General features: G+C 37.6%; 14 protein-coding genes. 9 read left to right on the top strand and 5 right to left on the bottom strand.

The genetic code is table 11. The features are described from left to right. Nucleotides 1–362 precede the first annotated feature (362 nt). The 5 genes from ACP6L2_RS11605 (at nt 363) to ACP6L2_RS11585 (ending at nt 5,133) form a co-directional block, all read left to right on the top strand. A complete protein-coding gene (locus ACP6L2_RS11605; RefSeq protein WP_440509412.1) occupies nt 363–806 on the top strand; it encodes an acyl-CoA thioesterase in 444 nt (147 codons plus the stop codon). 72 nt (nt 807–878) lie between these two features. After that, nucleotides 879–1,544: a 16S rRNA (cytidine(1402)-2'-O)-methyltransferase gene (gene rsmI / locus ACP6L2_RS11600; protein ID WP_440509410.1), complete on the top strand. Its 666-nt coding sequence runs from the start codon at nt 879–881 to the stop codon at nt 1,542–1,544. Nucleotides 1,545–1,588: 44 nt separating this feature from the next. Further along, the gene (locus ACP6L2_RS11595) at nt 1,589–2,335 is read left to right on the top strand and encodes a PH domain-containing protein (protein WP_440509408.1); all 747 of its coding nucleotides are present in this window, start codon (nt 1,589–1,591) and stop codon (nt 2,333–2,335) included. Between the two features lie 3 nt (nt 2,336–2,338). Continuing rightward, nucleotides 2,339–3,970, top strand: a complete 1,632-nt coding sequence (gene lnt / locus ACP6L2_RS11590; protein ID WP_440509406.1) for an apolipoprotein N-acyltransferase — start codon at nt 2,339–2,341, stop codon at nt 3,968–3,970. 14 nt (nt 3,971–3,984) lie between these two features. After that, nucleotides 3,985–5,133 carry a cysteine desulfurase family protein gene (locus tag ACP6L2_RS11585; RefSeq protein ID WP_440509404.1) on the top strand — a complete coding sequence of 383 codons (1,149 nt, stop codon included), beginning with the start codon at nt 3,985–3,987 and terminating at the stop codon, nt 5,131–5,133. Between the two features lie 217 nt (nt 5,134–5,350). Here ACP6L2_RS11585 and ACP6L2_RS11580 read toward each other — a convergent pair whose 3' ends face one another. From ACP6L2_RS11580 to ACP6L2_RS11565, 4 genes are all read right to left on the bottom strand, one after another. After that, nucleotides 5,351–5,911 (bottom strand): hypothetical protein, encoded by a 561-nt coding sequence (locus ACP6L2_RS11580; RefSeq protein WP_440509402.1) that lies wholly within the window; start codon nt 5,909–5,911, stop codon nt 5,351–5,353. A gap of 264 nt (nt 5,912–6,175) precedes the next feature. Further along, nucleotides 6,176–6,745, bottom strand: a complete 570-nt coding sequence (locus ACP6L2_RS11575) for a hypothetical protein (protein WP_440509401.1) — start codon at nt 6,743–6,745, stop codon at nt 6,176–6,178. A gap of 144 nt (nt 6,746–6,889) precedes the next feature. After that, nucleotides 6,890–7,306, bottom strand: a complete 417-nt coding sequence (locus ACP6L2_RS11570) for a copper resistance protein NlpE (RefSeq protein WP_440509399.1) — start codon at nt 7,304–7,306, stop codon at nt 6,890–6,892. Between the two features lie 72 nt (nt 7,307–7,378). After that, nucleotides 7,379–7,711: a tetratricopeptide repeat protein gene (locus ACP6L2_RS11565; RefSeq protein WP_440509398.1), complete on the bottom strand. Its 333-nt coding sequence runs from the start codon at nt 7,709–7,711 to the stop codon at nt 7,379–7,381. Nucleotides 7,712–8,003: 292 nt separating this feature from the next. On the opposite strand from ACP6L2_RS11565, the gene ACP6L2_RS11560 reads away from it, so the two are divergent. The 4 genes from ACP6L2_RS11560 to ACP6L2_RS11545 all read left to right on the top strand — a co-directional run bounded on the left by ACP6L2_RS11560 (nt 8,004) and on the right by ACP6L2_RS11545 (nt 11,877). Further along, nucleotides 8,004–8,735, top strand: coding sequence for an electron transfer flavoprotein subunit beta/FixA family protein (locus ACP6L2_RS11560; RefSeq protein ID WP_440509396.1), 732 nt, complete (start codon nt 8,004–8,006; stop codon nt 8,733–8,735). A gap of 22 nt (nt 8,736–8,757) precedes the next feature. Next, complete coding sequence (locus ACP6L2_RS11555) at nt 8,758–9,732, top strand: electron transfer flavoprotein subunit alpha/FixB family protein (protein ID WP_440509394.1); 975 nt, start codon at nt 8,758–8,760, stop codon at nt 9,730–9,732. Nucleotides 9,733–9,836: 104 nt separating this feature from the next. Then, nucleotides 9,837–10,484, top strand: coding sequence for a bifunctional nuclease family protein (locus ACP6L2_RS11550; protein ID WP_344675985.1), 648 nt, complete (start codon nt 9,837–9,839; stop codon nt 10,482–10,484). A gap of 31 nt (nt 10,485–10,515) precedes the next feature. Beyond that, nucleotides 10,516–11,877: a nucleoside permease gene (locus ACP6L2_RS11545; RefSeq protein WP_440509392.1), complete on the top strand. Its 1,362-nt coding sequence runs from the start codon at nt 10,516–10,518 to the stop codon at nt 11,875–11,877. A 524-nt stretch (nt 11,878–12,401) separates the two neighbouring features. Here ACP6L2_RS11545 and ACP6L2_RS11540 read toward each other — a convergent pair. Further along, complete coding sequence (locus tag ACP6L2_RS11540; RefSeq protein WP_440509390.1) at nt 12,402–13,625, bottom strand: hypothetical protein; 1,224 nt, start codon at nt 13,623–13,625, stop codon at nt 12,402–12,404. Nucleotides 13,626–13,642: the final 17 nt, after the last annotated feature.

The raw sequence follows: 13,642 nt of genomic DNA, 5'->3' as shown, positions 1-13,642 counted from the left end.
TATCTCACATCTAATAGCGTAGCGGTCTCATATCTCCTATCTATTTCTGTTGTCTTTTGTCTGATATCTCATCGTCTCTCACAAGGGTTTACTAGGGGTTGGATTCGAGAACCCTTCGGATCTCCTTCGGATCTCGTTCGGTTCCGACCGAACAAGATCCCTATCAGATCCTTGGAAATTCCCTTAGAGTCTCGAAGCCAACTGTAGCTTGATACAAGCTTAATACAAGCTTAAACCGAAGGAAGTTAGGTCGGTAGCACATCATCAAAAAAATAGTTAGCATGGAAACTATTTTTACCTTATTTTGATTACAAGCTCTGGATTATTTCCTATTTTTAGGGATAACAACAAACGAACAGCAAATGGAGAACAATATTTTCTACGAAGGACAGGTTTTGTGGTCGCAAATTGATGCGAATGTACATTTACGACATTCTGCATATGCTGATTTTTGCGCACAGGCCAGAAGTAATATGCTTAACCAATTGGGGTTATCCTTATCTGAATTCAACAATAAAAAGATTGGTCCGATTCTATTTCGCGAAGAACTAAATTATCACAGGGAGATTGGGTTGGATGAGCGAATCAAAGTATCGGTTGAAATTAGCAAGTACAATCGCACGAACAATCGTTTTTCATTTCGACATGAGATTTTCAAGGAAAATGGGGTTCGAGCTGCTGTTGTTTTGGTGGACGGAGCATGGATGGATATTGCGGCAAGAAAACTGACCAATATTCCTGAGGAGTGGAAGGAAATTATTGAAAGAATTCCACGAACAGAAGATTATCAAGAGGTTTCCGAATAATAAACGAAAAGAACGGCATAGGAATAAAGAATTTCCCAGTATAACTTTAGGTTTAATACTTATCTTTGACCTATGCTGTATATCGTACCTACGCCCATCGGAAATTTAGAGGATATGACCTTTAGGGCCATACAAACATTGAAAGATGTGGATATAATCTTGGCTGAGGATACCAGAACCTCTGCTCCTATGCTCAAGCATTTTGGCATTGATAAGAAAGTTTTTGCCCACCATCAGCACAATGAACACAAGGCAGTCTCGGAAATCATCCGTTTGATGAAGGAAGGGAATAAGATTGCTTTAATTTCAGATGCCGGTACTCCTGCTATTTCGGATCCAGGTTTTCTTCTCGTTCGCGAAAGTATTAAAGAGGGCTTGGAGGTTCAATGTCTTCCAGGGGCTACAGCCTTTGTTCCTGCTTTGGTGAATTCTGGATTACCGAATGACCGTTTCTGCTTTGAGGGATTCCTACCTGTGAAAAAGGGCAGACAAACTCGTCTTAAAGCTTTAGCAGTTGAAAAAAGAACCATGATTTTTTATGAATCTCCGCACCGCATCTTAAAAACCATTGAAGAGCTAATGACTGTATTTGGTGAAGAAAGACAGGCTTCCATATCAAGAGAAATCAGTAAATTGTACGAGGAAACAGTGAGAGGCACTTTAGCCGAGCTCAAGGCACATTTTGAATCACACCCGATAAAAGGGGAATTTGTATTCTGTGTGGCCGGATTAGGATAAAGTAGAAATTTTAATTTATTTTAGATCAAGCAAATAACGATAACATGGAAAATTATCAAATCGATAAATACGTTCAAGACGGACAAGATCCAAAAGTAGTGGAAAAGATCCATGGAAAGATCCTGGATATGCTAACTCCTGGTGAGTCCATCAATTATATTGCCCTTCAGAAAAAACCTGCTGTAACCTTGTTGCCCGATAGCATTACGGTGAGTAACAAGCGTATATTCTTGTGCGAATTCACCAAATTGGGTTTGGCTACTAACTTTGAAATTTTCTCTTGGCAAGACATCAAAGACATTGCTTTTAAAGAAGAAATCTTTGGTTCAAAAGTGACTGTCATTCCATTTACTGGAGAAAACCTGACGGTGGATTACATTCCTAAAACACAAGCAAGAAAGCTTTATCAATTGATTAAAGCAGCCTTAGATAATCTACAGAATCAAAAAACAGAGTCGAAAGAAAACAAGATTGTTATAGAAAACAAACCTGTTTATACGCCACCTGCAGCTCCTGAACCTGTTCGGGAAGAGCCAAAAGTGGAAGCACCAAAACCTGTTGAACCGGAGGTACAGAAAGAAGAAGCTAAACCTTTTTCCTCATTTTCACAGTCTCCAGCATCGACAGCACCGTCATTTCCTTCAAACAATCCTGTTCAAGAGGATAAACCATCGGATGAGGAAGATGAAATGACCGCTAAATTGAAAAAATTAAAGAGCTTGTATGATAAACAGTTGATCACACAAGCAGAATATGAAACTAAAAAAGCAGAAATCTTAAGCAAACTGTAATTCATGCGCAATAATTATCTGCTAGCACTCTTGAGTGCATTTATACTCTGGTTGTCTTGGCCTCCCATACCCTACTCTTCGGTATTACTTTTCATTGGATTTGTCCCTTTATTGGTCGCAATTGAACAAGTTATCCGCGCAGATTATAAAAACAAAGGCCGTAAGGTTTTTGGCTTAGCATTCTTGACCTGTTTTGTTTGGAACACGGCAAGCATTTATTGGGTTTACAATGCCATGAATGCCTTCTTGGATGCTTTTCCTTCTTTAATGGTTGCTTTGGTTCCTTTTACCTTAGGTCCTGTATTGATGGCCTGCGCTTTCCGTTTATACTATCAGATGCGTAAGCGAAATAATATTCTATTGAGCTTTATGGGCTTAATTTCATTTTGGATAGCATACGAATACCTGCACCAGAGTTGGGAATTAGCTTTTCCTTGGATGAACTTGGGTAATGGATTTGCGAATTTCCATCAAATTATTCAATGGTATAGCTTTACAGGTGTTTATGGTGGGACCTTATGGATTTTGTTAGGCAATATCCTGGCCTTTCTTTGGTTCTGGCAGCGCAAGGAAAAAATGGAAATCTATTCCAATAAACTAATCCTAGGTTTGTTTGCTGGGCTATTGATATTACCTGCTGCAGGTTCTTGGATTGCTTACAGCAATTATGAGGAACATGTCAATCCATCAGAAATCGTTACTGTACAGCCGAATATCGACCCATTCGGAAAATGGGGACCTATTACCCCGGATGAACAATTAAAGGTGTTGACTGACTTATCGCAGAAGGTAGCCAAATTGAATACAGAGTTCTTTATTTGGCCTGAAACAGCTATATCCGATGAACGTTATATCAATGAAGAGGAATTTCGGGAATACAGACAGTACCAAACGGTATTGGACTTTTTGGAACCCTATCATAATGGGAATGTTTTATCAGGGATAGAAAGTTATGTGTTTTACAACGATGACCGCACAGCTACAGCGCAGCCTTATGGCAATCTATTCATTGATCATTTTAATGCCGGCGTATTAATAGATGGATCTTCAAAATTGCAGTTTTATCATAAATCCAAACTGGTACCAGGTGCTGAAAAGATGCCATTTGGAAAAGCATTAGCCTTCTTAAAACCATTATTTAAGCACTTTGGTGGAAGCACAGGCGGATATGGCAGTCAGGAAGAACCTTCTGTATTTTATTCAGCTAGTGGAATCGGTGCTGCACCAGTCATTTGTTATGAATCCATTTGGGGAGATTATGTGACTGAATACATTAAAAAGGGCGCACAGTTCATTGCTGTCATTACCAATGATGGTTGGTGGGGCGATACAGCGGGGAAAGATCAGCATTTGCTTTATGCCAAATTACGCGCAATAGAAAACCGCAGATGGGTAGTTCGCTCTGCGAATACGGGTATTTCTGCCTTTATCAATCAGCGTGGAGATATCGTTCAGCGTTCAAGCTGGTGGGTACCAACAGCCTTATCACAAGAAATTAACCTTAATGAAGAGTTGACGTTTTATACCAAAAACGGCGATTTAATCGTATATTTAGCCTTATTAACCGGCTTACTATCAATTGGTTTGATTATCGTCAGAAACAATAAAATTACTAAAAACTCTTCTATCAATTAATTATATTTGTCGCCATGCAAGTTTATTTTGATAATGCCGCGACTACCGCTTTAGACCAAGAAGTCATTGAAGCGATGGTAAAAACCCTAAACGAAAACTTTGGGAACCCTTCTTCCATTCACGCTCACGGCCGTGAAAGTAAGACAATAGTTGAAAAGGCAAGAAGGACAGTTGCAAAATTATTAAATGCCTCACCTTCGGAGATTTTCTTTACCTCCGGTGGTACTGAAGCCGATAATATGGCTATTGTTCGTGCCATTGAAGGCTACGGCATCAGTCATGCGATTAGCTCTCCTATTGAGCACCATGCGGTATTGCATACCCTAGAGGAATTAGCACATGCTGGAAAGATCCATCTGGACCTTTTACGTGTCGACTCTAAAGGAAATATCGACCTGAATCATTTGGAGGAACTCTTAGCTAAGAATCCGCGAACATTCGTTTCTATTATGCATGCGAATAATGAGTTGGGTAATTTAACTGACATTAAACGTGTGAGTCTACTTTGCGAACAGTATAATGCGATATTCCACTCGGATACCGTACAGACCATGGGACATTATCCACATGATCTTTCTGATTTGAAAATTGACTTCATCACTGGCGCTGCCCATAAATTCCATGGACCTAAAGGAGTTGGATTTTTATACATCAATGGTCGTAACAAGATCAAACCGTTGATTTATGGTGGCGCACAGGAGCGCAACATGCGCGGTGGTACAGAGAATGTATATGGAATAGTGGGATTGGCAAAAGCACTTGAATTAGCTTATGCGGAAATGGAAGAACACCGCAACTATATTCAGTCGCTTAAAGATTATATGAAAGCGAAGTTGGAAGAAAACATTCCTAATGTTCGATTCAATGGTGAAACTGATGCGGATAAATCCTTATATACGGTATTAAACGTATCCTTGCCTTGTACTAAAATGGGTGATATGCTGTTATTCAATTTAGATATTAAAGGTGTTTCAGCATCGGGAGGTTCAGCTTGTAGTTCTGGATCGGATATCGGCTCACATGTACTTCGTGGTATTGGAGCAGACGGCACTAGACCTTCCGTTCGCTTTTCATTCTGCAAGTTCAACACGAAAGCAGAGGTGGATTTTGTTGTGGATATCCTTAAAGAAATCTGTACAAGTGAAGAAAAAGTAGAGGCTTAATAGCTGATCATACAGAATTAAAATTTATATGAAAGAGAGGGATGGCAACATCCCTTTTTTTATGACCCGATATTTAAGTATCATGTATCGTTATAACTGTTAGATAACCAAGAAGTGTTAGCAAGTTAAAAAACTTGTTAGGTCTGAAAAAACAAACCCCGGTAGATTGAAGCATCTAACGGGGAAAAGTGTTATTTATAGCGTTAAATTGTAGGTATTATCCTCTTTTAAACTTGAAGTGGATATATGTTTTTCCATCATCATATTTTATATGCATTTCTTTTGAATTCAGTGTAACAATAGGTAGTTTCCTTGAATCCTCCAATTTAGTTTCTTCATTATAGAACATTAGGCTTTTCTTGTCATCGGTAAGTTTCCAGTTGTAAGATTCTACTTGATCTTGGGTATCAGAAAGATTCCTTGGACTACAGTCAATTCTAAACCCATAAAATTTTAAGTATCCTTTCGTTCTAATATTTGCGGTTCCATCAGCGTTTAGTTTAAATTGGAAAATTTCGATCTGCTGTTCATATTTACTAATATTATTTTTACATGGAGCTTCTCGGGTTTCATAATTGATCGTACCGATTTGGTTTATTTTTTTGAAATCTTTACCTGAGATTTCACCTGGAATATCCATATCGGTATAATATTCGTAGGCGTTCCAAGTACCAACAATGTTGGCTTCTTCAACTAAGTCATCGTTGTTATCCTTACAAGCTGATATCGTACACAAAAAAAAGATCGGCAATAAATAGATTAATAATTTTGATTTCATATTATGTTTATTTAGCTAAACAAAAGTATCATACTTTTTAATGCATCAAAGCATATAGCTAAATATATTTTACGAAATTTATATAAATCAATAAGAAATTTAATAGATTTAAAACTAAGTTTACATTGGATAAAGATTAATTTAACAATGGACAATTATTAGAGTCTATTTTAGTACAAAAAAAGACAGTTATTTTAGAATAACTGCCTTTGAAAAAACAACTTAATGACTTAATAAATAAATTTATGGAAAGCTAATGCAATATTATTTTTTTCTTAATTTGAGTAAAGTATAACTATCTCCATCATCATATTGCAGATGCATTTCATTTGAAGTTAATTTTACGATATCAAAAGTTCCTTCATCTTCATCTTCTTCATCATCAAAAATAGCTATTTGCGCATTTTTACCTATGATTTTCCATTTCATAGTTTCCGTATAATCGAGCGGTTCATTATAATTTTTCGCAAGACAATTCGTATCCCACCCTTCAAATTTATAGTACCCTTTCATAGTATGTTCCGCCTTTCCGCCAGACATTAGTTTAAGCTGAAAAAGAGATATGAGATGCTCATTTTTGGAGATTTTGGTAGTACAAGGATATTCTCTGGTTTCAAAATTAATTTTACCAATCTGGTTGATTTTTTTAAAATCCTTTCCAGTTATTTCTGCTTCCCCAATTTCATTGTTATAAAACTCATAGGCTTCCCAAGTTCCTACGACAGCTCTTTCTTCAATTTCTCCTTCGATAAGGTCTAATAAACCTTCCTGACAACTGACCACTGTGATCAATAATAATACAGGCATGCATAGAATTAATAGTTTGGCTTTCATTTTTTTTTATGTTTTTAATTAAACAAATTTACTGTAGCCAAAACTTTTCCGAAATACCCTAAACGCGGTATTTTTTAAAGAAAAGAATATGAATTACGATGAAATTTTAAACAACAGACGTTAAATATGTGTAAATAGAACTGTTTATTTAATTTTTACTAGAACGTATTTTTCGGCAAGGTCGCCTTTAATTTCCTTACCGGAGAGATCCAATTGTTGCAATTGGTCGTCGGAAATTTTAAAGTTATAGTCAATATGTTCCAGACTTAGGATATCATTATCCAATTCCCATTTGCCCTTATGTTCAAAGACTTCCTCACTCTTACCAACATATACATAGCGCATGTGGTAATTTTTGTTATTGTCTAAACTAAGTACGGTGGAAATGGTGGTACAATCAGCACAAGGGAGTTTGCCTTCATACGTACCTACAACGCCCATACCCTTTAAAACATTTCCTTCAGTACCAATCAATTGGTTAACCTTTGTCTTGTTGTTGATACAACTAAAGACAAAAACCAAGAGTACGGCACTGAACAGATATAGGGTAAGCTTGCGCATAAAATGATAAACTACGTTTGCTTAGAATAGACAAAAAAGATACCATTATTTGCGAATTAGGAAAATTTAACATTATTCATCTTCGTCCAGTAGACCTTCCGCCATTAAGAGCGCATTTTTTAATTCTCCTAAGGCATGAAAATTTCGTTTTGTTTGTGCCACCTGGATACCTTGCTCATAAATTCCTATGGCACGTTCTTTTTCCATTGCCTTCTCTAGAAACTTACCAAAGTGATAGTAAGTACCTACATAATCGGGATGTTCAGCTATTAGATTTTCAAAACCTATAAGCGCCTGGTCTTCTTCACCCAATTTAACGTACTCCATGGTAAGGGCATACTTTAAAAAGGGATCCTGTGGACTTTCTGCTAAAAATTCTTTGAGTTGTTCTAATCTGGATTGCATGCTACAAAGATAAGGAAAAAGGAATGGGAGTCATGGAATTGACTTTCAATAAAAAAATACTATGCTAGCATACAAAATGACAAAATGATGACCTTTGCGATTAAGCGGGGTTTTTAAACAGAAATTTAAAAAGACTAGTTGTTAAGAAAATAAAATTAACATATTCATAAAAAGAACGTTGTTGTATTAAAAATTTCACAATATATTATAAGAAACAAAATGCTTAAAAGTGCTTCAAAAAGGTTTTGAAATGCTTATAAATAAATGTAGGTTTGTGTAAAACGTAAGAATTATGAGAATATTAGTTTGTATCAGTAATGTCCCAGACACTACATCGAAAATAACCTTTACGAATGACAATACGGTATTCAACAGCAACGGCATTCAGTATATAATCAATCCATACGATGAGATTGCCTTAGCAAAGGCTGTAGAATTAGCAGAAGGTGGAAAAGGCACCGTTACGGTGATCAATGTTGGCGACAGCAGCACCGAGCCCACCATCCGTAAAGCATTAGCTATTGGAGCAGATGACGCCGTTCGTGTAAATGCAGCACCCCGTGATGCTTGGTTCGTAGCCAATCAAATCGCAAAATATGCTAAAGAACAAAATTTTGATTTAATACTTACCGGTAGAGAATCCATCGATTATAATGGAGCTCAAGTTGCCGCATTATTAGGTGAATTATTAAACCTACCTTCGGTTTCTATTGCTAAAAAACTGGATGTACAAGGAACCGAAGGTACTATTGATCGTGAGATAGAAGGTGGTAAAGAAGTTCTTTCTGTTTCCTTACCAGTTGTTGTAGGAACAGCTGAGGGTGTAGCCGAACCGAAGATTCCAAATATGCGTGGAATTATGGGAGCTCGCTCTAAGCCATTGCAGGTAATCGAGCCCATCGAAGTGGCAAGTCTTTCGAACATCAGTAAATACGAATCTCCAGCTCCTCGTGGTGCCGTGAAATTAGTAGATGAAGTAGATCAACTCGTTCAGTTATTACATAACGAGGCAAAAGTAATTTAACCTTATAAACGCAAGAATTATCATGGCAATATTAGTATATATCGAAAATACAGATGGTACTTTAAAGAAATCGGCATTTGAGGCTGCTTCTTATGCGAAAGCAATAGCAGATCAACTGGGTGATACCGTTACAGCACTATCAATCGGCAATGTAGAAACGGCTGAATTAGAGAAATTAGGCAATTATGGGGTTAGCAAAGTATTAAATGCGAATCAGGATAACCTGAAAAACTTCGTGAACAAAGCTTATGCCTCTATCGTTGCAGCAGCAGCAAAAGAAGAAAATGCCAAGGTGGTTGTTTTATCCAATTCCTTTTCTGGAAAAGGATTAGCACCACGTATCGCTGCTAAATTAGATGCTGGATTGGCTGATGGGGCCATTAGTTTACCAAATATTAATGGTGATCAAATGGAAATCAAGAAAACAGCATTTTCCAATAAAGCTTTTGCAACCGAGGTTATTAGCTCAGCAAACAAAGTAATTGCAGTAAATCCAAATGCATATGAAGTAAATGCAGTAGGTGGAACAGCACAAGTAGTAGACTTTACGCCGACTATCGATGCGGGTGACTTCAGTGTGATGGTGAAGGATATCGTACGTGCAACGGACAAAGTTACTTTGCCAGAGGCGGAGATTGTTGTATCGGCAGGCCGTGGTCTTAAAGGACCAGAGAACTGGGCAATGATTGAGGAATTAGCAGAGGTATTGGGCGCAGCAACAGCATGTTCTAAACCGGTATCAGATGCAGGTTGGAGACCACACTCTGAGCACGTAGGACAAACTGGAATCGTAGTTAGTCCAAATTTATATATCGCTATTGGAATTTCAGGAGCTATTCAGCATTTAGCTGGTGTAAGTTCTTCGAAAACCATCGTGGTAATCAATAAAGATCCAGAGGCACCTTTCTTTAAAGTTGCGGACTATGGGATCGTTGGAGACGCCTTTGAAATCGTCCCTAAGTTGACCCAAGCGATCAAAAACTTGAAAAACAACTAAAACAAACTAAACAATGAACTAGTGGCCTGGCTTAAAAAATCGCTGGGTCACTTTTTTTTTGGCTTTAATATTAGCATCTTTGTAATTCCGTTAACGCGTTATTAATGAAGAAAATCAAGTTAGACATAGTTGGACTTTCCTACAGTCAGACGCAATCTGGCGCTTATGCTTTAGTATTGGGGGAAGTTGGCGGAAATAGGCGGTTGCCAGTCATTATCGGTGGCTTTGAGGCACAATCTATAGCTGTAGAGATTGAGAAAATGACACCTAGCAGGCCATTGACACATGATTTGTTTAAGACCTTTGCGGAAACCTTTAAGATTAAATTGGAAGAGGTATTGATCTATAACCTGATCGATGGCATCTTCTTCGCCAAGTTAATCTGCACAGATGGCACCACCAAGACGGAGATCGATGCGCGAACATCGGATGCAGTTGCACTTGCCGTTCGTTTTGAATGTCCCATATTCACTTATGATTTCATCATGAATACTGCTGGAATCGTCATTGAAGGCAATGATTTCGCTTTTTTAGAGAACATCGAGAATGTAGGCAACTACAAACAAGAGGAACCTGTAAAAGCAGAGAAAGAAAGTGAACCGACACCTCCAGAGCCCATCAAGAACAAACCTTCACCTTATGCTTCCTTAACCTTGGAGCAATTAGAAAATACCCTAGAAAAAGCCATTGAAAATGAACAGTATGAAACTGCGGCTAAAATCAGGGATGAAATAGAAAAACGAAAATCATAATTTTCCTGTTTACCTAACATTATCTACCGATATGTCTATCAAACATAGGTTAATTATCATGAACTTCCTGCAATTCTTTGTTTGGGGCGCATGGTTAATTACAATTGCCAATTACTGGTTTGGCACAAAAAATTGGGACGGAACTGAATTTGGAGCCATCTTCTCTACCATGGGGATTGCCTCACTGTTCATGCCGACCATCATGGGGATTATTGCTGACCGCTGGGTCAATGCCGAAAAGCTCTACATAGGATTGCATTTTCTATATGCTATCTGTTTAATAGCTTTAGCACATGTACCTGATCCGAACAGCTTTTTCACAGTCATGCTCCTAGCCATGTGCTGCTACATGCCTACCTTGGCACTTTCCAATTCCATTGCTTATACGGCATTAAATCAAGCAAATTACGACCTGATTAAAGCCTTCCCTCCTATCAGGGTATGGGGTACTATTGGCTTTATTGCTGCCATGTGGCTAACTAACCTAACAGGCAGTAAAGCAACGGAAGGTCAATTTTATATTGCCGCTGGAGGTTCTATCCTCTTGGCCATATATTCTATTTTCAATTTACCAAAATGTCCTCCACAGCATAATATCAAAGAAAACTCTTCTTTATCGCAAATGCTGGGATTGGAAGCATTCAAGTTGTTTGGAAATTATAAAATGGCTTTATTCTTCATATTCTCCATGTTCTTGGGTGCGGCCTTGCAACTAACGAATGCTTATGGAGACGTATTCCTCGATGAATTCAAGTACTTTCCAAAATATGTAGATTCCTTCGTAATCGAATATTCGACCATTATCATGTCGATTTCGCAGATATCCGAAACGGTATTCATCTTGGCTATTCCATTCTTCTTGAAACGATTTGGAATCAAACAGGTGATGCTGATCGCGATGGTTGCCTGGGTATTACGCTTTGGATTATTTGCCTACGGCAATCCTACTTCAGGCTTATGGATGATCATTCTATCCTGTATTGTTTACGGGATGGCTTTTGACTTCTTTAATATATCGGGGTCCTTATTCGTGGAGACAAATACCAACAATAAGATTCGTTCTTCTGCACAAGGACTGTTCATGATGATGACGAATGGATTTGGAGCGATTCTAGGCTCTCGAGTATCGGGTTGGGCTATTGATAAGTATTACACTAAAACTTTTAACGACAGCGGCTCTTTGGCGTCTTTTCTGGAAACTACACCAGACAATCCTAATCTGTTGAAAGTAATTCAGGAAAAAGGAATACAAGTAACCGACGGTATATTTAATCAGGCCTTACAGTTTAAAGACTGGCATAACATCTGGATAGCTTTTGCTATCTACACGTTGATTATTGCTATCTTATTTGCTATTTTGTTTAGACATAAGCATGTAAAGGAGGGGGCATAGATTTGAGATTTGAGACCGCTACGCTGTTAGATAATAGACGACAGACATAAGACCGAGTATATTAGTATAATGAGATTTAAAAGGTTGCAAATAATATTTGCAGCCTTTTTTTGATTTTAATTGCTGAGTATTATTTGATTGATTTATGTTTTCTGAGCAAAGGGTTAGGGTTTAGATATATTGTTTAGGAAGGCGTCTGGATTATAAGATATCCTATTATTAAGGCTTCTATGCCTGTATTTACGATTTTAAATACAATCTAGTTCTCCTTTTCTTTGGAGTAGTACCCTTGGAAATCGATCTACCAATAAGGTTTTATTGGTAGAAGTTAAACCTTGAGAAGCATTCAAATACTACCTACCATTACAATCTAGTACAATCTATTATAATGCAGAAAGGAAGTCCTTATTTCTGAAAAGACAGACAAAAGGCAGAGGACTAAAAGGAATATATATTGTTGCAACAAAAAAACCGCCTCCATAAATGGAGGCGGCTAATATTATTATTTTTTACCCTAATCTTGATTATTGGAATTTGTAACCAGTCCAAGAGAAAGCAGTAGTTGTTGCTCCTGTATTGCTAGCACCCGGAGTTAACGGGATGTTAAGTGGATTAACAATTTTCACTTTATCTAAACCGTTTGCAGGATTGATTGTGTAAGCGATAGTTGTTTTAGTATTAGCACTTTCATTTACATTGATTACAGTTGTTGTATTTCCTGCTTCATCTTTTTTGAAAGCTCCTAAATCAATTAATGTATGAGCTGTAGCACCAGCACCTAATTTAACATAAGCATTAGTGATAGTTGCAGTCGCTAATCTTCTGATTTTGAAAACTTCAGTCATCATTTTTGCAGTAACAACACCTTTACCATCAACGATATCTAAAGCATTGTTAACAATAGTGATTCCATTGATTTTGAAGTTAGATTGGTTAATATGAGTTGGACCAGCACCATCATAGTTACCATCAGCTTCAATACCTCGAGGATCACTTGTTACATCAGAATATCCTTTTTCACGAACTCCATAAAGGTTAGTTAATGTTCCAGAATATCCTTCAGTCATATCGAACATATCATCAGAACAGTTCTCTACTAATAAGTTAGATGCATCAACAGTTCCACCGAAGAATTCAATAGCATCATCACCAGCATATCTAAAGTGGATTTGGTTTAATTTTGTGCCTTTACCTACTCCATTTAATGTTAAACCGTTATGCTCTTTTTTCTCATCAATACGAGCTCCAGTGTATTCAATCTTTACAAATTCAATGATACCTGAATTATCGTTGGCATCAGCACCACCATATTTTACATTGGTATCCATTTCTGCATTGTTTGTTGCAACAACTCCAGCAGGTCCTGAAATAGGCGCTTTACCATTTAAGATAATTCCACCCCAATCTCCTTCTTTAGGAGTAGCAGATGCAGATGTGAAGATGATAGGTTTCTCCGCTGTTCCTTGAGCAATTAATTTACCACCTGGAAGAACCGCAATAAAGATTCCTGTACCACCATTCTTTGCTTTGATCTTTGTACCAGCAGGGATCTCTAAAGTAACACCTTCTTTAACTGTTAATTTTCCTACTAAATTGTATTCAAAATTAGGATCTAACTTCGTGTTTGTAGTGATTTCACCTGATAAATCCTTATCACCCTTTGGAGGGGTTGGAGTTGGAGTATCATCAGTACATGATGCAAATGCTAAGGCGCTAGCTGCTAAAATTGAAAATAGTTTTGTTTTCATAATCTTCTTAATTTCTG

It is taken from the genome of Sphingobacterium lactis (assembly GCF_051951495.1).
Lineage (GTDB): Bacteria > Bacteroidota > Bacteroidia > Sphingobacteriales > Sphingobacteriaceae > Sphingobacterium > Sphingobacterium lactis_A.
The sequence above is the reverse complement of the archived record's forward strand: the minus strand, read 5'-3'. Positions and strand labels throughout refer to the sequence as shown.